General features: G+C 67.7%; 19 protein-coding genes. 13 read left to right on the top strand and 6 right to left on the bottom strand.

The window, feature by feature from the left end; all coding sequences use genetic code 11:
• Positions 1-15: 15 nt before the first annotated feature.
• Positions 16-1,653: an ABC-F family ATP-binding cassette domain-containing protein gene (locus A5753_RS20885; protein ID WP_067132749.1), complete on the top strand. Its 1,638-nt coding sequence runs from the start codon at positions 16-18 to the stop codon at positions 1,651-1,653.
• 190 nt (positions 1,654-1,843) lie between these two features.
• Here A5753_RS20885 and A5753_RS20880 read toward each other — a convergent pair whose 3' ends face one another.
• Together A5753_RS20880 and A5753_RS20875 are read right to left on the bottom strand one after the other, a co-directional pair.
• The gene (locus tag A5753_RS20880; protein WP_067132746.1) at positions 1,844-2,425 is read right to left on the bottom strand and encodes a TetR/AcrR family transcriptional regulator; all 582 of its coding nucleotides are present in this window, start codon (positions 2,423-2,425) and stop codon (positions 1,844-1,846) included.
• Between the two features lie 23 nt (positions 2,426-2,448).
• Positions 2,449-5,262 (bottom strand): aconitate hydratase, encoded by a 2,814-nt coding sequence (locus tag A5753_RS20875; RefSeq protein ID WP_067132742.1) that lies wholly within the window; start codon positions 5,260-5,262, stop codon positions 2,449-2,451.
• 247 nt (positions 5,263-5,509) lie between these two features.
• Between A5753_RS20875 and A5753_RS20870 the strand changes: the two genes are divergently transcribed.
• The 6 genes from A5753_RS20870 (at position 5,510) to A5753_RS20845 (ending at position 11,702) form a co-directional block, all read left to right on the top strand.
• The gene (locus A5753_RS20870; protein WP_067132739.1) at positions 5,510-6,049 is read left to right on the top strand and encodes a DUF6676 family protein; all 540 of its coding nucleotides are present in this window, start codon (positions 5,510-5,512) and stop codon (positions 6,047-6,049) included.
• Positions 6,050-6,287: 238 nt separating this feature from the next.
• Positions 6,288-7,736, top strand: a complete 1,449-nt coding sequence (gene ripA / locus A5753_RS20865; protein WP_067132736.1) for an NlpC/P60 family peptidoglycan endopeptidase RipA — start codon at positions 6,288-6,290, stop codon at positions 7,734-7,736.
• Between the two features lie 25 nt (positions 7,737-7,761).
• On the top strand, positions 7,762-8,496 hold the full coding sequence (ripB, locus tag A5753_RS20860; RefSeq protein WP_067132732.1) for an NlpC/P60 family peptidoglycan endopeptidase RipB: 735 nt from the start codon (positions 7,762-7,764) through the stop codon (positions 8,494-8,496).
• A 121-nt stretch (positions 8,497-8,617) separates the two neighbouring features.
• A complete protein-coding gene (locus tag A5753_RS20855; RefSeq protein ID WP_067132730.1) occupies positions 8,618-9,748 on the top strand; it encodes a MoxR family ATPase in 1,131 nt (376 codons plus the stop codon).
• Positions 9,745-10,698: a DUF58 domain-containing protein gene (locus tag A5753_RS20850; RefSeq protein ID WP_067132727.1), complete on the top strand. Its 954-nt coding sequence runs from the start codon at positions 9,745-9,747 to the stop codon at positions 10,696-10,698. Before A5753_RS20855 ends, A5753_RS20850 begins: the two co-directional genes overlap by 4 nt.
• Entirely contained in the window at positions 10,695-11,702 is a 1,008-nt protein-coding gene (locus A5753_RS20845; RefSeq protein ID WP_067132724.1) for a VWA domain-containing protein, read from the top strand. Before A5753_RS20850 ends, A5753_RS20845 begins: the two co-directional genes overlap by 4 nt.
• 23 nt (positions 11,703-11,725) lie before the next feature.
• On the opposite strand, the gene A5753_RS20840 is transcribed toward A5753_RS20845, so the two are convergent.
• Positions 11,726-13,273 (bottom strand): hypothetical protein, encoded by a 1,548-nt coding sequence (locus tag A5753_RS20840; RefSeq protein ID WP_067132721.1) that lies wholly within the window; start codon positions 13,271-13,273, stop codon positions 11,726-11,728.
• Between the two features lie 111 nt (positions 13,274-13,384).
• On the opposite strand from A5753_RS20840, the gene fabG1 reads away from it, so the two are divergent.
• Genes fabG1 through A5753_RS20825 form a run of 3 tightly spaced genes read left to right on the top strand, consistent with a single transcriptional unit; the run spans position 13,385 to position 16,025 of the window.
• Positions 13,385-14,143 carry a 3-oxoacyl-ACP reductase FabG1 gene (gene fabG1, locus A5753_RS20835; RefSeq protein WP_156656187.1) on the top strand — a complete coding sequence of 253 codons (759 nt, stop codon included), beginning with the start codon at positions 13,385-13,387 and terminating at the stop codon, positions 14,141-14,143.
• A gap of 34 nt (positions 14,144-14,177) precedes the next feature.
• Positions 14,178-14,987: an NADH-dependent enoyl-ACP reductase InhA gene (inhA, locus tag A5753_RS20830; RefSeq protein WP_067132715.1), complete on the top strand. Its 810-nt coding sequence runs from the start codon at positions 14,178-14,180 to the stop codon at positions 14,985-14,987.
• A 6-nt stretch (positions 14,988-14,993) separates the two neighbouring features.
• Positions 14,994-16,025 carry a ferrochelatase gene (locus A5753_RS20825; RefSeq protein ID WP_067132712.1) on the top strand — a complete coding sequence of 344 codons (1,032 nt, stop codon included), beginning with the start codon at positions 14,994-14,996 and terminating at the stop codon, positions 16,023-16,025.
• 27 nt (positions 16,026-16,052) lie between these two features.
• Here the strand turns inward: A5753_RS20825 and A5753_RS20820 are convergent, their stop codons facing one another.
• Positions 16,053-16,997, bottom strand: a complete 945-nt coding sequence (locus A5753_RS20820; RefSeq protein ID WP_067132709.1) for a hypothetical protein — start codon at positions 16,995-16,997, stop codon at positions 16,053-16,055.
• 57 nt (positions 16,998-17,054) lie between these two features.
• On the opposite strand from A5753_RS20820, the gene A5753_RS20815 reads away from it, so the two are divergent.
• From A5753_RS20815 to A5753_RS20805, 3 genes are read left to right on the top strand one after another with little or no spacing between them, the layout of a single operon-like run.
• Positions 17,055-17,492 (top strand): NfeD family protein, encoded by a 438-nt coding sequence (locus A5753_RS20815; protein WP_067132706.1) that lies wholly within the window; start codon positions 17,055-17,057, stop codon positions 17,490-17,492.
• A gap of 44 nt (positions 17,493-17,536) precedes the next feature.
• Positions 17,537-18,670 (top strand): SPFH domain-containing protein, encoded by a 1,134-nt coding sequence (locus A5753_RS20810; protein ID WP_067132702.1) that lies wholly within the window; start codon positions 17,537-17,539, stop codon positions 18,668-18,670.
• A gap of 9 nt (positions 18,671-18,679) precedes the next feature.
• Positions 18,680-19,036 (top strand): DoxX family protein, encoded by a 357-nt coding sequence (locus A5753_RS20805; RefSeq protein WP_067132699.1) that lies wholly within the window; start codon positions 18,680-18,682, stop codon positions 19,034-19,036.
• Here A5753_RS20805 and A5753_RS20800 read toward each other — a convergent pair.
• Together A5753_RS20800 and A5753_RS20795 are read right to left on the bottom strand one after the other, a co-directional pair.
• Positions 19,033-19,449 carry a nitroreductase family deazaflavin-dependent oxidoreductase gene (locus tag A5753_RS20800; RefSeq protein ID WP_067133141.1) on the bottom strand — a complete coding sequence of 139 codons (417 nt, stop codon included), beginning with the start codon at positions 19,447-19,449 and terminating at the stop codon, positions 19,033-19,035. The genes A5753_RS20805 and A5753_RS20800 overlap by 4 nt on opposite strands.
• A gap of 151 nt (positions 19,450-19,600) precedes the next feature.
• Positions 19,601-20,368, bottom strand: coding sequence for a TVP38/TMEM64 family protein (locus tag A5753_RS20795; RefSeq protein ID WP_067132697.1), 768 nt, complete (start codon positions 20,366-20,368; stop codon positions 19,601-19,603).
• Between the last annotated feature and the right edge of the window lie 19 nt (positions 20,369-20,387).

Genomic DNA, 20,387 nt, shown 5'->3' with positions numbered 1-20,387 from the left:
TCGAGGAGAGCGATCGTGATCACGGCCACGGACCTCGAGGTCCGCGCTGGTGCGCGCATCCTGCTCTCACCGGACGGTCCCGACCTACGCGTGCAGCCCGGCGACCGCATCGGGCTGGTGGGCCGCAACGGCGCCGGTAAGACCACCACCCTGCGCATCCTGGCGGGGGAGACCGAACCCTATGCCGGGGCGATCAACCGCACCGGCGAAATCGGTTATCTACCACAGGATCCGAAAGAGGGCGATCTCGATGTGCTGGCCCGCGACCGGGTCTTGTCGGCCCGCGGGCTCGACGCGTTGCTGACCGATCTGGAAAAGCAGCAGGCGTTGATGGCCGAGGTCGCCGACGACGACGCCCGCGACCGCGCGATCCGCCGGTACGGGCAGTTGGAGGAGCGTTTCGTCGCCCTGGGCGGCTACGGCGCGGAAAGCGAAGCGAGCCGCATCTGCGCGAGTCTGGGCCTACCGGAGCGGGTGCTGACGCAGCAGCTGCGCACCCTGTCCGGCGGGCAGCGGCGCCGGGTGGAATTGGCGCGCATCCTTTTCGCCGCGTCGGAAGGCGGCGCGGGAACGTCGGGTTCGTCGACCACGCTGCTGCTCGACGAGCCGACCAACCACCTGGATGCGGATTCAATCGGCTGGCTGCGGGACTTCCTGCGCGCGCACACCGGCGGACTGGTGATCATCAGCCACAACGTCGAACTGCTCGCCGACGTCGTCAACCGGGTGTGGTTCCTGGACGCGGTGCGCGGCGAGGTCGACGTCTACAACATGACGTGGCAGAAGTATCTCGACGCGCGGGCCACCGACGAGCAGCGCCGGCGCCGGGAGCGCGCGAACGCCGAACGCAAGGCCACCGCGCTGCGCTCACAGGCCGCAAAGCTCGGCGCGAAAGCCACCAAAGCCGTTGCGGCGCAAAACATGTTGCGCCGCGCCGACCGGATGATGGCGGCACTCGACGACGAGCGGGTGGCCGACAAGGTGGCCCGCATCAAGTTCCCCGACCCCGCCGCCTGCGGGCGCACGCCGCTGGTGGCCGCCGGGCTAAGCAAGTCCTACGGGTCGCTGGAAGTGTTCACCGGTGTCGACCTGGCGATCGACCGTGGCTCGCGGGTGGTGGTGCTGGGCCTCAACGGCGCCGGCAAGACCACCCTGCTGAGGATTTTGGGCGGCACCGAGGCCCCCGACACCGGAGGACTCGAGCCCGGGCACGGACTGCGGATCGGCTACTTCGCCCAGGAACACGACACGCTCGACAACGATGCGACCGTGTGGGAGAACATCCGCCACGCCGCACCGGATTCGGGTGAGCAGGATCTGCGCGGCCTGCTGGGCGCGTTCATGTTCAGCGGCGCCCAGCTCGACCAGCCGGCGGGCACCCTGTCCGGCGGTGAGAAGACTCGGCTGGCGCTGGCCGGTTTGGTGGCGTCGGCCGCCAACGTGCTGTTGCTCGACGAGCCGACCAACAACCTCGACCCGGCCTCGCGCGAGCAGGTGCTCGACGCGCTGCGCAGTTATCGGGGCGCGGTCGTCCTGGTGACGCACGACCCCGGTGCCGCCGAGGCCCTCGACCCGCAGCGCGTCGTGCTGTTGCCCGACGGCACCGAAGACTTCTGGTCTGACGAATACCGGGATCTCATCGAGCTGGCCTGAGTTCGGCTGCGAATTGGGCGAATCGGCCCGCGGTGGTCGGCGGCTTTTTACTCTGGGTGCCTGCGATCGAGTCAGGCGTCGGAGGCGCCATGAAGAGAACGCCATGAAGAGAACGCCGCAAAGGTCGGCCAGGACACGCGACCAGTTGTTGGACGAGCTGCGAAATCATCTCCCCTTGTTCGCAGTGACGCTATGGCCGCTTCTCAGAATCGTTGCGCCGCACCGAGTTCTCCACCAGATCCAGGACCGCGGATAACCGCTGCGGGTCCTCGCCGGCCGCCGATCTCGCCACCAGGCCGTCGAGCACCAATTCCAGATAGCACTGCAGTACGTCGCCGGGCACGTCGTCGCGCACCCGGTGTGCCTCCGTCTGCCGGCGCAGCCGATCGGTGGTTGCCGCCGCCAGCTCGGCGGAACGCTCCGCCCACCCCTGGCTGAATGCGGGATCGTTGCGCAGCTTGCGGGCGATCTCCAATCTGGTAGCCAGCCAATCGAACTGGTCCGGCGCGGCCAGCATGTCGCGCATCACCTGAATGAGTCCCGCGCGGGAAGCCACATCGGCCATCCGCTCGGCGTCCTCGTGGGCGAGGGCGAAGAACAGCGAGTCCTTGTCCCGGAAGTGGTGGAAGATCGCGCCGCGCGACATCCCGATCGCCTTCTCCAACCGGCGCACCGTGGCCTTGTCGTAGCCGTATTCGGCAAAGCAACGGCGGGCGCCGTCGAGGATCTGGCGGCGGCGAGCCGCCAGATGGTCCTCGCTGACCTTAGGCACGGGTGAGGTGAAATCGGGTCGGGTTAACCGGACTTGAGCATGTTGCGCAGCACGTACTGCAGGATGCCGCCGTTGCGGTAGTAGTCGGCCTCACCGGGGGTGTCGATGCGCACCACCGCGTCGAACTCGACGGCGTCCCCGCCGGAATCCTTGCTGGCCTTGACGTGCACCGTCTTCGGCGTCTTGCCGTTGTTCAGCTCTTCGATCCCGGTGATGTCGAACACCTCGGTGCCGTCCAGGCCCAGATCCTTGGCCGACTTCCCGTCGGGGAACTGCAACGGGATCACGCCCATGCCGATCAGGTTGGAGCGATGGATCCGCTCGAACGACTCGGCGATCACCGCGCGGACACCCAGCAGCCGCGTCCCCTTGGCGGCCCAGTCTCGTGACGAGCCCGACCCGTACTCCTTGCCGCCCAGCACCACCAGCGGAATGTCTTGTGCGGCATAGTTTTGCGCTGCGTCATAAATGAACGCCTGCGGGGCGTCGTCCTGGGTGAAATCGCGGGTGTAGCCGCCGGACACGTCGTCGAGTAGCAGGTTGCGCAACCTGATGTTGGCGAACGTGCCGCGGATCATCACCTCGTGGTTGCCGCGCCGCGAGCCGAAGGAGTTGTAGTCCTTGCGCTCCACGCCGTGCTCGTCGAGGTACTGCGCCGCCGGGGTGCCCGGCTTGATGCTGCTGGCCGGGGAGATGTGGTCGGTGGTCACCGAATCGCCCAGCAGCGCCAGCACCCGGGCGCCGGTGATGTCGGCGACCGGTTCGGGCTCGGCCGGCATGCCCTCGAAATACGGGGGCTTGCGCACGTAAGTCGAATCGGCGTTCCACTCAAAGGTGTTGCCGCTTGGGGTGGGCAGGTTGCGCCACCGCTCGTCACCCTTGAACACGTCGCCATAGTTCTTGGTGAACATCTCGGAGTTGATCGCCGAGGCGATGGTGTCGGAGACGTCCTTCTGCGACGGCCAAATGTCTTTCAGGAAGACGTCATTGCCCTCCTTGTCCTGACCGAGCGGCTGTGACTCGAAATTGAAGTCCATGGTTCCGGCCAGCGCGTAGGCCACCACCAGCGGCGGCGACGCCAGGTAGTTCATCTTGACGTCGGGGTTGATGCGGCCCTCGAAGTTCCGGTTACCCGAGAGCACGGCGGTCACCGAAAGGTCGTTGTCGTTGATGGCCTTCGAGATTTCGTCGGGCAGCGGACCCGAGTTGCCGATGCAGGTGGTGCACCCGTAGCCGACCAGATAGAAGCCCAGCTTCTCCAGATAGGGCCACAGGCCGGCCTTGTCGTAGTAGTCGTTGACCACCTGCGAACCCGGCGCCATGGTGGTCTTCACCCACGGCTTGGACGCCAGCCCCTTCTCGACGGCGTTGCGCGCCAGCAGTGCGGCGCCCAACATCACCTCGGGGTTGGAGGTGTTGGTGCACGACGTGACCGCGGCGATCACCACCGCGCCGTGATCGAGCACGAATTCGCCTCGCTCGTCGGACTTTACGGTCACCGGGTTGCTCGGGCGGCCCTTGGCATGGGCTGCCGCCGAGTGCACCTCGGGGACGTCGTCGGCATGTCCGTTGGACACCGCGCCGGGATCGCTGGCCGGGAAGGTCTCCTCGACCGACTCGTCCAGCTTCGAGTAGCCCTGTTCCCCGTCACCTTCGACGTAGCTGAGGATCTGCTCGCGGAAGGTGGACTTGGCCGCCGACAATGCAATTCGGTCCTGCGGGCGCTTCGGCCCGGCGATCGAGGGCACCACCGTCGACAGGTCGAGCTCGAGGTACTCGGAAAACGCCGGCTCGTGATCGGGGTCGTGCCACAGCCCCTGCTCCTTGGCGTAGGCCTCCACCAGCGCCAGTTGCGCCTCCGTGCGGCCGGTGAACTTCAGGTAGGAGATCGTCTCCTCATCGATGGGGAAAATCGCTGCGGTGGAACCGAATTCGGGGCTCATGTTGCCCAGCGTCGCCCGGTTGGCCAGCGGCACTTCCGACACGCCCTTGCCGTAGAACTCGACGAACTTGCCGACCACGCCGTGCTTGCGCAGCATCTCGGTGACGGTCAGCACGACGTCGGTGGCGGTGACGCCCGCCTGGATCTCACCGGTCAGCTTGAAGCCGACCACGCGCGGGATCAGCATCGACACCGGCTGGCCCAGCATCGCGGCCTCGGCCTCGATGCCGCCGACGCCCCAGCCCAGCACGCCAAGGCCGTTGACCATCGTGGTGTGCGAGTCGGTCCCCACGCAGGTGTCGGGATAGGCGACGCCGTCGCGTTCCATCACCACGCTGGCCAGGTACTCGATGTTGACCTGGTGCACGATGCCGGTGCCCGGCGGCACCACCTTGAAGTCCTGGAAAGCTCCCTGGCCCCAGCGCAGGAACTGGTAGCGCTCACCGTTGCGCTGATACTCGATCTCGACGTTGCGCTCGAACGCGTCGGCGGTGCCGAACAGGTCGGCGATCACCGAGTGGTCGATCACCAGGTCGGCGGGCGCGAGGGGGTTGACCTTGTCCGCCTTGCCGCCGAGGTCGCCGATGGCCTCGCGCATGGTGGCCAAATCCACGATGCACGGCACGCCGGTGAAGTCCTGCATCACCACGCGGGCGGGCGTGTACTGGATCTCAATGCTGGGCTCCGCCTTGGGATCCCAGTTCGCGATGGCCTCGATGTGATCCTTGGTGATGTTGCTGCCGTCTTCGTTGCGCAACAGGTTCTCGGCCAGCACCTTGAGGCTGTAGGGGAGTTTCTCGGTGTTGGGAACGGCGTCGAGACGATAGATTTGGTAACTCTGGTCGCCGACCTCAAGGGTGTCGCGGGCTTCGAACGAATTCACGGAATCAGTCACTTCAACTCCCAGAGTCTTTAGTTCTCCCACCGCGACGGGCTGGCGCCGGCGGGTCGTCCAAACTGTCGTGCCCACTTTAACAGTACGCTTGTCCTGCATTACGACGGCACTCGTGGATCCAGTCTTGTCGCCGTGGCCGCCCGTTGAAACCCCCCGCGAGCTCTCCAATCCTTGGCCGAGCGTCACGCTAAAGTGACCGCCGTGGCCGTGAGTCACGCCAGCGTGACGGGCACATGAGGAGGACGCGATGGTCGGGCAGGCTTTGCCGCTTTATATTCCGGTGGACGTCGACATGACCATGGTGAAGGCTCAGGTCGCCGCGACCGGAGTCAGCGCGCCGCCGGCCGCGATGCCAGGGCTCGTCGACGTGGTCAACCACGCGCACGCCGAGGGCATCAACCTCAAGATCGTGCTGCTCGACCACAACCCGCCGAACGACACCCCGCTGCGCGACATCTCGACGGTGGTCGGTGCGGACTACCACGACGCGACGGTGCTGACGCTCAGCCCGAGCTACGTCGGCAGCTACAGCACGCAGTTCGCGCGCGTCACCCTCGAAGCCGGTGAGGACAATGCCAAGACGGGCAACCCGGTGGTCTCCGCGCAGCATTTCCTGCACGAGCTGGACACGCCCGAGTTTCCCTGGACTGGGATGACGATTTTCCTGTTGATCGCCGTCTTCGCTGCGGCCGTCGGCACCCGCTTGTTGCAGTTGCGCAGCAGGCGCGCAGCAACATCCGACGACACCGCGGCGACCGCCGCTACCGACGCCAATACCGCGGTCTAACCACAGGTATTCGCTTCTTCGGTTTCTTTCGACAAACCGTCACGACCTGCTGCGGCAAACCGGTAGGTCACCGTTCGGTCACATTAAACGCACGTAGAGAGTGCGATTTCGGTGGGGCGTTTGCACGCCCAACCGTGTGACGTACGGTGCAAATGATGCTGGTGTTGTCTTTGGCGCCTTTCGGGGAACCTGTGGCTGGCGCCACCCGTCGTGTTGAGCCGTAGGAGACCTGAGTCGAATGAGACGCACACGCTGGGGGTCTTCTGCGCGACCGGCCGCAAGGCTGATGCGGCCAGTCGTCCCATCTGTGTTGAGCCTGGCCCTTCTGATTGCGACGCCCGGCCTCGCGGAGGCCGATCCCACCGCCGACAACCTGGCCGCACTCATCGCCGACGTCGCCAAAGCCAACCAGCGGCTGCAGAACCTGAGCGCCGAGATCCAGACCGAACAAGAAAGCGTCAACAAGGCCCTCGTCGACGTCGAGACCGCGCGAGACAACGTGGCCACCGCCCAGCACGACCTGGAGACCAGCCAGCAGGCGGTCAAAGACGCCAACATCGCCATTTCCGGGGCGCAGCACCGCTTCGACACCTTCGCGGCGGCCACCTATATGAATGGGCCATCGAACAGCTACCTGACGGCGAGCAGCCCCGACGACATCATCGCCACCGAAGCCGCCGCCAAGAACCTGACCACCAGTTCACAGGCGGTGATGGCCAAGCTGCAGCAGGCCCGGACCGAGCAGGTGAACAAGGAATCGGCGGCGCGGCTGGCCAAGCAGAACGCAGACAAGGCCGCGGCCGACGCCAAGTCCAGCCAGGACGCGGCGGTGCAGGCGCTGACCAACTCCAAGCAGAAGTTCGACCGGCAACGCGACGACATCATTCGCCTTGCCGCCGAACGCGATCAGGCTCAGGTCAAGCTCGAAGCGGCCAAGCGCGAGGCCGCACGCGTGTGGTCCGCAGGCGCCGGCGGCCCCGGGACACCAGCGTCGGGTGACCGATGGGAGACCGGATCGCCGGGCGCGCCGGCGCCGTCGTCCGGTGGCCGCCAGTGGGATGGCGCCTGGGACCCCACCTTGCCGATGATCCCTAGCGCCAACGTTCCCGGCGACCCGATCGCGGTGATCAACCAGGTGCTCGGCATCTCGGCCACCTCGACCCAGGTCACCGCCGGCCTGGGCCGCAACTTCCTGCAGCAGATGGGAATCCTCAAGCCCGACGACACCGGCATCACCAACGCGGCGCCCGGCGGGGTCGGGGGGCGCATTCCCCGGGTCTACGGCCGGCAGGCCACCGAATACGTGATCCGGCGCGGCATGTCGCAGATCGGCGTGCCCTACTCCTGGGGCGGCGGCAACGCGGCCGGCCCGAGCAAGGGCATCGATTCCGGTGCCGGCATCACCGGCTTCGACTGTTCGGGATTGGTGCTGTATTCGTTCGCCGGGGTGGGCATCAAGCTGCCGCACTATTCGGGTTCGCAGTACAACCTGGGCCGCAAGATCCCGTCCTCCCAGATGCGCCGCGGCGACGTCATCTTCTACGGGCCGGGCGGCAGCCAGCACGTGACGATCTACCTCGGTGACGGCCAGATGCTCGAGGCCCCCGATATCGGGTTGAAGGTCCGCGTCGCCCCGGTGCGCACCAGCGGCATGACGCCCTACGTGATTCGGTACATCGAATGGTGATCGAGTGAGTGCTGAACGAGGAGCCATGCGCCGCAATCGGTTTCGTCTCATCAACCTCGCCTGGATCACCGCACTGGTGACCGGGCTGATGTTTTCTCTGGCCGCCCCGGTTCCCCTCGCCGGGGCCGACCCCGGCGAGTGGGACCCCACCCTGCCAGCCCAGATCAGTGCCGGTGCGCCCGGCGACCCGCTCGCCGTCGCCAACGCCTCGCTGCAGGCCACCGCCCAGGCCACCCAGACCACGATGGATTTGGGCAAACAATTCTTGAGCGGTCTCGGGATCAACCTCGGTGGTGATCCGCCCGCCGCGGCGAGCTCTCCCGGCAACCCCGGCGGCAAGATTCCACGGGCAAACGGCCGGCAGGCCATCGAGTACGTGATTCGCCGGATGGGCTCCCAGATGGGGGTGCCGTATTCGTGGGGCGGCGGTTCGCTGGATGGCCCGAGCAAAGGCGTCGGCGACGGCGCGAACATCACCGGCTTCGACTGCTCGGGCCTGATGCGGTACGGGTTCGCCGGCGTCGGCGTGCTGATCCCGCGGTTCTCCGGTGACCAGTACAACGCCGGGCGCCACATCCCGCCGGATCAGGCCAGGCGCGGCGACCTGATCTTCTACGGGCCGAACGGCAGCCAGCACGTCACCATGTACCTGGGCAACGGTCAGATGCTGGAGGCATCCGGCAGCGCCGCGAAGGTTACGGTCAGCTCGGTGCGTAAGCCCGGCATGACCCCGTTCCTGACCAGGATCATCGAGTACTGATCGCAGGCCAGCGAACCCATTAGCTGGGCGAGCGTCGACGGAATTCGGCGGGCCTGGAATAGTTGGACGCGGGCACGTCGCTGCCCGGCAGTCGTGTCCGTTTGAGCGTGGAGGGTTCTTGATGACATCAGCAGGTGGGCCGCCGCCAGGCGCCAGCGGTTACTCGGGCGCGGGCGGGCAATCCGGTCCGGCTCACGAAGCGCCGGCGGGCGGCGGCAATGGACTGGCCGCCGAGGTGCAGACTCTGGAACGGGCCATCTTCGAGGTCAAACGCATCATCGTCGGCCAGGACCAGCTGGTGGAGCGCATGCTGGTCGGCCTGCTGTCCAAGGGACACGTGCTGCTCGAGGGTGTGCCCGGCGTGGCCAAGACGCTGGCCGTCGAGACGTTCGCCAAGGTGGTCGGCGGGACGTTCGCGCGCATCCAGTTCACGCCCGACCTGGTGCCCACCGACATCATCGGTACCCGCATCTACCGGCAGGGCAAGGAAGAGTTCGACACCGAGCTCGGCCCGGTGGTCGCCAATTTCCTGCTCGCCGACGAGATCAACCGCGCGCCGGCCAAGGTGCAGTCGGCTCTGCTGGAGGTCATGCAGGAACGCCAGGTCTCGATCGGCGGCAAGAGGTTCCCGCTGCCCAACCCGTTCCTGGTGATGGCGACGCAGAACCCGATCGAGCACGAGGGTGTCTACCCGCTGCCCGAAGCCCAGCGTGACCGCTTCCTGTTCAAGATCAACGTCGGCTACCCATCGCCCGAGGAGGAGCGGGAGATCATCTACCGGATGGGCGTGCGCCCGCCGGAGCCCAAGCAGATCCTCAACACCGGCGACCTGCTGCGGCTACAAGACATCGCTGCCAACGGCTTCGTCCACCACGCGCTGGTGGACTACGTCGTGCGCGTGGTGACCGCCACCCGCCACCCCGAACAGCTCGGCATGAACGACGTCAAGACCTGGATCTCATTCGGTGCGTCGCCGCGCGCCTCGCTGGGCATCATCGCCGGGGCCCGGTCGCTGGCGCTGGTCCGCGGGCGTGACTACGTGATCCCGCAAGACGTCGTGGACGTCATTCCCGACGTGCTGCGCCACCGGTTGGTGCTCACCTACGACGCGCTGGCCGACGAGATCTCACCGGAGATCGTCATCAACCGGGTGCTGCAGACGGTGGCCCTGCCTCAGGTGAATGCCGTTCCGCAGCAAGGTCATTCGGTGCCCCCGGTGATGCAACCCGCCGGCGCGGCCAGCGGTCGGTGACCGATCCCAAGAGGCCGGCGGTGGTCCATCCGCCGTCGATGCAGCGGGGGCAGATCGACGACCCGAAGCTGTCCGCGGCGCTGCGCGCCCTCGAACTCACCGTCAAACGCAAGCTCGACGGTGTGCTGCACGGCGATCACCTCGGCCTGATCCCGGGCCCGGGCTCGGAGCCCGGCGAGTCGCGCGAGTACCAGCCCGGTGACGACGTCCGCCGGATGGACTGGGCCGTCACCGCGCGCACGACGCACCCGCACGTGCGGCAGATGATCGCCGACCGCGAGCTGGAAACGTGGCTGGTTGTCGACATGTCGGCCAGCCTGGACTTCGGTACCACCGTGTGTGAGAAGCGGGACCTGGCCGTCGCCGCCGCGGCCGCGATCACCTTCCTCAACAGCGGCGGCGGCAATCGGCTCGGCGCGATCGTCTCCACCGGCGCCAACCTCACCCGGGTGCCCGCCCGCTCCGGGCGCCAGCACGAGCAGACGCTGCTGCGCACCATCGCCACCACGCCGCGCGCTCCGGTCGGGGTGCGCGGGGATCTGGCGACGGCGATCGACGCGTTGCGCCGTCCGGAACGCCGCCGCGGCATGGCGGTGATCATCAGCGACTTCCTCGGGCCGATCAACTGGATGCGGCCCCTGCGGGCCGTCGCCGCCCGGCACGAGGTGTTGGCCGTCGAGGTGCTCGACCCCCGTGACGTCGAGCTGCCCGACATCGGCGACGTGGTGCTGCAGGACGCCGAGTCCGGCGTCACCCGCGAGTTCACCATTGACGCCCAGCTGCGCGACGATTTCGCCAAGGCCGCCGCGGCGCACCGCGCCGACGTGGCGCGCACCATCCGCAGCTGCGGGGCCCCGATACTGACACTGCGCACCGACCGCGACTGGATCGCCGACATCGTGCGGTTTGTCGAATCCCGCCGGCGGGGCGCATTGGCAGGGCGGCAGTGACGCTGCCGCTACTCGGCCCAATGTCGTTGTCGGGCTTCGAACATTCGTGGTTCTTCCTGTTCCTTCTCGTCGTGTTCGGGCTGGCCGCGCTCTACATCCTGATGCAGTTGGCCAGGCAGCGGCGCATGCTGCGCTTCGCCAACATGGAGCTGCTGGAAAGCGTCGCCCCCAAACGGCCACCCAAGTGGCGGCACCTGCCGGCGATTCTGCTCATCGCGTCCCTGGTGTTGTTCACCATCGCGATGGCGGGCCCGACGAACGACGTCCGGATTCCCCGCAACCGTGCGGTGGTGATGCTGGTCATCGACGTCTCGCAGTCCATGCGCGCCACCGACGTCGCGCCCAACCGGATGGCGGCCGCGCAGGAGGCCGCGAAGCAGTTCGCCGACGAACTGACCCCGGGCATCAACCTCGGGCTGATCGCCTACGCAGGGACCGCGACGGTGTTGGTGTCGCCGACGACCATCCGGGAATCGACGAAGACCGCGCTGGACAAGCTCCAGTTCGCAGACCGCACCGCCACCGGGGAGGGCATCTTCACCGCCCTGCAGGCCATCGCGACGGTTGGCGCCGTGATCGGCGGTGGCGACAAACCGCCGCCGGCCCGCATCGTGTTGTTCTCCGATGGCAAGGAAACGATGCCGACCAACCCGGACAACCCGAAGGGCGCCTTCACCGCCGCGCGCACCGCCAAGGACCAGGGCGTGCCGATCTCGACCATCTCGTTCGGCACCCCGTACGGCTTCGTCGAGATCAACGACCAGCGCCAGCCGGTGCCCGTCGACGACGAGACGCTGAAGAAGGTCGCCCAGCTTTCCGGCGGGAATGCTTACAGCGCAGCGTCATTGCAGGAATTGAAATCCGTGTACGGGACGCTGCAGCAGCAGATCGGTTACGAGACCATCAAGGGCGATGCCAGCGTGGGCTGGGTGCGGCTGGGTGCGCTGGTGTTGGCGCTGGCGGCGCTGGCGGCGCTGCTGATCAATCGGCGCCTGCCGACCTGATGTTGCATCGCCGGGGGCGATCGTCAGCCGGCGGCGATGATCGCCGACGGCGGATACGACGCGGGGATCGGATTGAGATTCGGCACCACCGGAGTGCCGGGGGACACCGGGTCGACGCGGCTGAGCGTGAAGCGCGCCCCGCCGGCCAGCTCTTGCGGCGTGCAGATGAACTGCGGGGTGGCCTGGAGCCGCCAGCGGTCTTGTGCCAGGCAGGCGCGCCGTCCGTCCCGGGTGGCGGCGTCGAGGAGCGCGAGTGCGTCGGCCCAGGATTCGTCGGTGCGGGTCTCCAGCACGATCGGCTTACCGTGGGCGTGTGCGGCCAGGTAATCCAGTGCGATGGGCACGCCCGTCAGCTCGTCGCGGTCTCTGCGCAAGGCGTCCGTAGTGAGCGCCAGCGCCACCCCGACCACCAGACTCCCCGCCGCGACGCCGGCAGCCAAGCGGTGGGCTAGCAGCACGTCCCGCGACAGCGCCAGCACCATCAGCGCCGAGGAGCCCAAGGTGAGCAGAACCAGGGGCAACGCGTACGAGAAGACGCCGATGTAGGACTGCCAGAGATGGTCCACGCCGTACCAGCAGTAGAAGGCGAACAGCGCGGTGGCCAGGGCGGTGACGCGAAGCAGGCGGCGTAAGAAGCCGTAAACCTGCTCGTCGATATCGGGGTGTGCCAGCTTGCGAACCAGCGCCAGATCCGCGGCGAACAGCACCACCAGGAACACCGTGCCGAGGGTGGGACCAGGACCCCAGAACTGCGCGAGAAATCGCGCCGCCGCCACCGGCGGGTTCGGCGCGCGGTGGCCGTACGCCAGGTACTGCGGAATCTCGCCCGGCCAGTGCAGGGTCACGTTGAGCACCATGGGCAGCAGGAACAACGCCAACACCGCCGAAGCGATCAGCACTTCGCGCCGGTGCGCGAGCAACCGGCGCCGCTGGGGCACCAGGGCCGCCAGCGCAAGCAGAGGCACCAGCATCAGGAATTCCGCGTGTCCGTGCACCAGCAGGCCGCCCGCGAGCACCATGATCCACAGCTGGCCCAGCCGCCCGGCGGCCACCGACGCGACCGCGAAGACGTAGAGCAGAAACGGCGCGAAGCACACGTGGGGCATCCAGGTGGAGCACACCAGCTGGGGGTGTTCGGCGAGGAAGATCAGGGTGATGCCGGCCGCCGTCAGTACCGTCGGCACCGAGAGCACCCACGTGTACAGGATGGTCAGCGCCAGCGCGATCAGTGCGGCGTTAAGCGCCATGATCGCGATCGCCTGCCCGTTGTACGCCGCCGGAACGAGCCGAGTCAGGTCGTGCAGCAGCCATTCGCCGCCGGCCTGCACGTAGAAGAAAGCCGGACCGGGATGGTGGAACCCGACCCTGGAGTAATGCCCGGTCAGCAGGGCGAAGTGCTTGGCCTGCAGCGTGAGGATCGAGTTGGCCGCGGGATCTCCGGCCTCGTAGACGGCGTGCGCGAACAGCCCGCGGTTGCGCACCAGAAGCAGAACGAGCAATCCGCCCCAGCAGACCGCGAAGAGCGCAGCGGCGTGGGCGGTGAGGCTTGAGTGGCGGGTCCGGGCTGCCATGAGGGTCAAATCCTAGGTGAGCCGGCCGTAGGGGGTGGATCGACCTTGTGTTCGCGCTGAGCCGATTGCAGCCCTGGCTGGCCGAGGCGATAAGTTGGCCGGGTGACTGACATGGCCACCGAGCAAGCCACCGAACCCGCCGCCAGCGGCGGCAGACCGCCTTTCGTATCCCGTTCAGTCCTGGTCACCGGCGGAAACCGGGGGATCGGGCTGGCGATCGCCCAGCGGTTGGCGGCCGACGGCCACAAGGTGGCTATCACCCACCGCGGGTCCGGAGCGCCGGAGGGACTGTTCGGCGTCGAGTGTGACGTCACCGACAACGACGCCGTCGACCGCGCCTTCAAAGAGGTTGAGGAGCACCAGGGTTCGGTGGAGGTGCTGGTGTCCAATGCCGGGGTCTCCGCGGACGCGTTCCTGATCCGGATGACCGAGGAGCGGTTCGAGAAGGTCATCAACGCCAACCTCACCGGAGCGTTCCGCGTCGCCCAGCGCGCCTCGCGCAGCATGCAGAAGAAGCGGTTCGGCCGGATGATCTTCGTGGGCTCGGTCTCCGGCAGCTGGGGCATCGGTAATCAGTCCAACTACGCCGCGTCCAAGGCCGGGCTCATCGGCATGGCCCGGTCGATCTCCCGGGAGCTGTCCAAGGCCGGGGTGACCGCGAACGTGGTGGCCCCCGGCTACATCGACACCGAGATGACCCGCGCGCTGGATGAGCGGATTCAGGCCGGGGCGCTGGAGTTCATCCCCGCGAAGCGGGTCGGCACCGCCGCGGAGGTCGCCGGGGTGGTCAGCTTCCTGGCGTCGGAGGACGCCAGTTACATCGCCGGCGCGGTCATCCCGGTCGACGGTGGCATGGGCATGGGCCACTGACTTCAACCACGACATACGGACATTAAGGACGGACATGGCAGGACTGCTCGACGGCAAACGGATTCTGATCTCGGGGATCATCACCGATGCGTCGATTGCGTTTCACATCGCCAAGGCGGCTCAGGAGGCGGGGGCGCAGCTAGTGCTGACGGGGTTCGACCGGTTGCGTCTGATTCAGCGCATCGCCGACCGGCTGCCGGAGAAGGCGCCGCTGATCGAACTCGACGTACAGAACCAGGAGCACCTGGACTCGCTCGCCGGCCGGGTGGCCGCCGAGATCGGCGAGGGCAACAAGCTCGACGGCGTGGTGCACTCGATCGGTTTTATGCCGCAGACGGGGATGGGCATCACCCCGTTCTTCGACGCGCCGTATGAGGATGTCTCCAAAGGCATTCACATCTCGGCGTATTCGTACGCCTCGCTGGCCAAGGCGGCGCTTCCGATCATGAACCCCGGCGGCTCGATCGTGGGTATGGACTTCGACCCGACCCGGGCGATGCCTTTCTATAACTGGATGACGGTGGCCAAGAGTGCGCTGGAATCGGTTAACCGGTTCGTGGCCCGCGAGGCCGGCAAGTTCGGCGTGCGCTCGAATCTGGTTGCCGCCGGGCCGATCCGGACGCTGGCGATGAGCGCGATCGTCGGCGGCGCGCTCGGCGAAGAGACCGGCGCGCAGATGCAGCTGCTCGAAGAGGGCTGGGACCAGCGCGCCCCCATCGGCTGGAACATGAAGGACCCGACGCCGGTCGCCAAGACGGTGTGCGCGTTGCTCTCGGACTGGCTGCCGGCGACGACGGGAACCATCATCTACGCCGACGGTGGCGCAAGCACCCAATTGCTGTAGACGGTAATGGAATTCGACGCCGTCCTGCTGTTGTCCTTCGGGGGGCCGGAAGGCCCCCAGCAGGTGCGGCCATTCTTGGAGAACGTCACCCGCGGCCGCGACGTGCCGCCGGAACGTCTCGACCACGTCGCCGAGCACTACCTGCATTTCGGCGGCGTGTCGCCGATCAACCGGATCAACCTGGCGCTGATCGAGCAGTTGCGCGCCGAGCTCGAAGACCGCGGCTTGGAGCTGCCGGTGTACTTCGGCAATCGCAACTGGGCGCCCTACGTCGAAGACACCGTCGCGACAATGCGGGACAACGGGATTCGTCGAGCCGCGGTGTTCACCACATCGGCGTGGAGCGGATACTCCAGCTGCACGCAGTATGTCGAGGACATCGCCCGGGCGCGCGATACGGCCGGACCGGATGCGCCCGAATTGATCAAGCTGCGGCCCTATTTCGACCACCCCCGGTTCGTGCAGATCTTCGCCGACACGATCGGGGCGGCCTCGGGCGCCCTGACCGCGGAGCAACAGGCCGACGCGCGCTTGGTGTTCACCGCGCATTCCATCCCGGTGGCCGCCGACGACCGCTTGGGGCCGCGGCTCTATAGTCGCCAAGTCGCCTACGCCGCAAGCCTTGTGGCGGCCGCGGCCGGATACCGCGAGTACGACCTGGCGTGGCAGTCTCGGTCGGGGCCGCCGCAGGTTCCGTGGCTGGAGCCTGACGTCGCCGACCATTTGGCCGCCGTGGCGCAGGCCGGGACCAGGGCCGTCATCGTCTGCCCGGTAGGGTTTGTGGCCGACCACATCGAGGTGGTATGGGACCTCGACAACGAGTTGGCGGCCCAGGCGGAGGCGGCGGGCGTGGCGATGGTGCGGCCCTCGACGCCCAACGCCCACCCGCGTTTCGCGCAACTGGCCGCGGACCTGATCGACGAACTGCGTTACGGCCGGCCACCGGAGAGGGTCCCCGGAGCAGACCCGGTGCCGGGCTGCCAGGCCAGCGTCAACGGGGCGCCGTGCCGCCCGCCGCACTGCGCGGCCGGGCCTTAGCTCTCGATCGACAGCTAGCGCTCGGGATCAGTCGCCCCAGGCCGAATGCAGGATCGCGGTCACGGCCGCCATCCGCGCCGAACGCACCACGGCGGTCAGCGGTCGCAGCGCATCGCTGGCGATGCGGGCCTCGGAGGATGATTGCGTTCCCACCGGTTCCAGGCCGGCGGCGACCGGCGCGGTGAAACGGTCTGCAGAATCCGATCGGCTCAGGCCCGCGCTGACCGCGATGATGGCGTCGACGTGCGCGGCGTTCTCCAGCACCCGCAGCGCCCGCGTCGGCGCGTGGTCGGGAATGCGGTGTTGCCGTGCGGATTCCAGTAGCTGCTCGACCAGTCCGCGCGGGTCGTCGACGTCGGTGGCCGCGGCTCCCAGCCCAATGGCGCCCAGAGCGTCGGCGGCCGAGCGCACCGCCGACCGCAGCGTGTACTCGGCGTCGCCGAGTTCGTAGTGGTCCAGCACCGGGGCGCCGGGCAGCGAGTACACGGTCCACGTCAGTGCGCACAATTCCGCCAGCCGCGTCTCGTAGTCCTCGGGCGCGTCCTCGTCGTCCTCGTAGGAGAATTCGGGTACCAGACCCACCGCGGTGCCGGGGTTGCGGGGATTGGCGATGATGACCGCCTCGCCGGCGGCCAGGGCGTCCCGCTCGAACTGCGTTCCCGGGGCGAGCCCGCGCACATCGCCGGGTACCGGCAAAACCACGTTGATCGTCCCGCGCATCAAGCCGGCGCCGCCGCACGACGGCGTCCGTCGCCCGATTGCGGCGCGCAACGTCTGCAGCAGCGTGACCGTCCCGGCGTCGTTCACGTCGGGCCAGGGCAAGCCGGTGTGGCCCGCGGCGACGGCATCATACGCGGTCACCGATTGCTTTGGCGCCCAAACGGATAACGCGTCCAGGACGTCGTCGGGCGCGGCCTTTCCGGCGAGCCAGGCATTGGCCCACAGGGACAGCGAAACACTGGGACACCACACGATCAGGCAGTGTAGTTGTTTTGCCCGGCACGGGCGGATCACGCGTATTCTTGCCGCATGCCCGCCGCGGTGCTTTGGCTAATATTCGCGCTGGTGCTGGCCGGTGCGGAGGCGCTCACCGGCCATTTGTTTCTGGTCATGCTCGGCGGTGGCGCACTGGCCGCGGCGCTGACCAGTTGGGTCACCGACTTTCCGGCGTGGACGAACGGGGCGGTGTTCCTGGTCGTGTCGGTGCTGCTGCTGGTGCTCGTTCGCCCGCCGCTGAAGCGGCGGCTGACCCCGGCCGAGGTGCCGCGGTTGGGAATCGAGGCGCTGCAGGGAAAAACCGCGCTGGTGCTCGAACGGGTCGGGCGCGATGCGGGCCAGGTCAAACTCGACGGCCAGGTGTGGTCCGCGCGCCCCCTCAACGAGGGCGACGTCTACGAGCCCGGCGAGCCGGTCACCGTCATGCAGATCGACGGCGCCACCGCGGTGGTGTTCAAGAGCAGTCTGTAGCGGCGAGACGAAGCTGCCAAGGACCCGTAGAGAGAGGAAGTCCGATGCAAGGTGCGGTTGCTGGTTTGGTACTGCTGGCCGTCTTGGTGATCTTCGCGATCGTCGTGGTGGCCAAGTCCGTGGCGCTGATACCTCAGGCCGAGGCGGCGGTGATCGAACGGCTGGGACGGTACAGCCGCACGGTCAGCGGACAACTGACGTTGTTGGTGCCGTTCATCGATCGGGTTCGCGCCCGGGTGGATCTGCGCGAGCGGGTGGTGTCGTTCCCGCCCCAGCCGGTGATCACCGAGGACAACCTGACCCTGAACATCGACACCGTGGTGTACTTCCAGGTCACCGTTCCCCAGGCGGCCGTCTACGAGATCAGCAACTACATCGTCGGCGTCGAGCAGCTCACCACCACCACGCTGCGCAACGTCGTCGGCGGCATGACACTCGAGCAGACGCTGACGTCGCGTGATCAGATCAACGGGCAACTGCGCGGCGTGCTCGACGAGGCGACCGGCCGCTGGGGGTTGCGGGTCGCCCGCGTCGAATTGCGCAGTATCGATCCGCCCCCGTCGATCCAGGCGTCGATGGAAAAGCAGATGAAGGCCGACCGCGAGAAGCGGGCGATGATCCTGACCGCCGAAGGCAACCGGCAAGCGGCAATCATGCAGGCCGAGGGACAGAAGACTGCGCAGATCCTCGCCGCCGAGGGCGCCAAGCAGGCCACGATCCTGACCGCCGAGGCGGACCGGCAGTCGCGGGTGCTGCGCGCACAGGGCGAGCGCGCCGCCGCCTACCTGCGGGCGCAGGGGCAGGCCAAGGCGATCGAGAAGACGTTCGCGGCGATCAAGGCCGGCAGGCCCACTCCGGAGATGCTGGCCTACCAGTACTTGCAGACGCTGCCCGAGATGGCGCGCGGCGACGCCAACAAGGTGTGGGTGGTGCCCAGTGACTTCAGCGCAGCGTTGCAGGGATTCACCAAGCTGTTGGCAACCCCGGGTGAGGACGGCGTGTTCCGCTTCCAGCCTTCGCCCGTCGATGACGCGCCCAAGCACAGCGCCGACGACGACGCTGAGGTCGCCGACTGGTTCTCCACCGAAACCGATCCCTCGGTCGCCCAGGCGGTAGCTAAGGCCGAGGCGATCGCGGGCAAGCCCGCAGATGGCTCGACTGCGGAGCTGACTCCCTAGGATTGCGGCATGAGTGTGTTGACTTCCCCGAAGGCCTACACGGCGCTCGGCGTGTTCCACGCCGTCGACGCGGTGGCGTGCGGCGTCCAGGTGGCTCCGATCAAGAAGGTTCTCGATGAGGTGGGCCTGCCGGAGGACATCCGGCCCGTGCTGCCGGCGGTCAAGGCGGCGGCCGCGGTGGGATTGCTGTCGGTCAACCGTTTTCCCGCGCTGGCGCGCCTGACGACCGCGATGCTGACGGTGTACTTCGTGTTGGCGGTCGGCGCGCACGTCCGGGTGCGCGACAAAGTCGTCAACGGCCTTCCGGCCGCGTTGTTCCTGGCGCTGGTCGCCGCAATGACGATCAAGGGACCGGACCGCAGTTAGTCCAGCCGCAGCTCGACCAGCGGCAGCGGAGTATCGGTGTCGGTGATCGGGACGCCGAGAGTGTCTTCCAGCACCGGGCGCATCCGCTCCCACGCTTTGGGGTGGCGGGTTCGGTAGGCGGCCAGGGTGCGATCGGCCTCCGGTGTGGTCAGCACGCGCGCGGTCGCGGCTCTGGGCGGGTGGCTGCCGGCGTAGACCCGCGCCCGGGGATTGGCTTCAATGTTGCGGAACCACTGGGCTTTTCGGCCGAAGCCCGACGCGACCACGTAGGTGTCGGGCGTCGAGTGGTCGACGACCTCCAACGCCGCGTAGCGCGGCATGCCCGACTTGCGGCCGATGTGTTCGAGCAGCAGGATGCGTGAACCGAACAGCGCGCCGGCGCGAGCCTTGTAGATCCAGATCGGTGCGCGCATGAGGCGGCGCGAGCGCAGCAGCCGTCCGGCGACCTTGGTGGGAAACGGCGATCGATCTCGTGGCACCTTCCCATCCTGCACCCGGGGTGCGGCGGCAGCGGTGGCGCCGTGCCTTTCGGCGTCAGCAGGCCGGTCTTACCGAAGTCGGCGATCAGCCGATAGTGGCCGGCTCTGGGGAGCGCTCGCCGTCGACGGGACGGTGTGCCCGGCGGTGGTGCCTACGGAAGTGGCGGATCTCGATGATCAGCCCCGTCAGACCCAAAGCGCTGGTGATCGCCGACACCAAATACAGCAGCGTGCTGATGTGACCGGCGAGAGCATCGCCGAGAACCACCACGGCGGTGGTGCCGGGCAGCAATCCGACCAGGGTCGCGATCGCATAGGGCAGCACCCGCACGCTCGACGCGCCCGCGGCGTAGTTGAGCGCCGAGAACGGCACCGCGGGAATCAGCCGCAGCGACAAGATGGCCAGCCAGCCTCGTTGTCGCAGGCGCTGTTCCACGGTGTCAATCGATCGGTGGCGCACCAGCCGGTTCAGCCGCCACCCGGCTGCGCGCACCAGCAGCATCGCGATCATCGCGCTCGCGGTGCTGGCGATCACCGCGATGGCGACGCCCAGCAGTGGGCCGAACAGCAGTCCGGCCGCCAGGGTGAACGCCGTGCGCGGGATGGGCACCACCGTCACGACGATGTGGGCGACCAGGAACGCCAGCGGGAACCACGGTCCGACGGACTGCGCCCAGTCACGCATCTGCGCCGGCGAGGGAAGCGGCAACCACGACGCCAGCACCACCAGGGCTGTGATGCCCACCACTGTCCAGGCGACCCGCGACCGGGACACGCCTCGCGCGGCGACGCCGATGGCGCAGCCGAGATCGCGAAGTGTTTCGGTGATTTTGCTGGTGGCGGAACCCGTCACGGCTTCCTAGGGTACGGGG

Source organism: Mycobacterium sp. 852002-51971_SCH5477799-a, assembly GCF_001667145.1.
GTDB lineage: Bacteria > Actinomycetota > Actinomycetes > Mycobacteriales > Mycobacteriaceae > Mycobacterium.
Note: the sequence above shows the minus strand (reverse complement) of the source record. Positions and strands in the feature narration are given on the sequence as shown.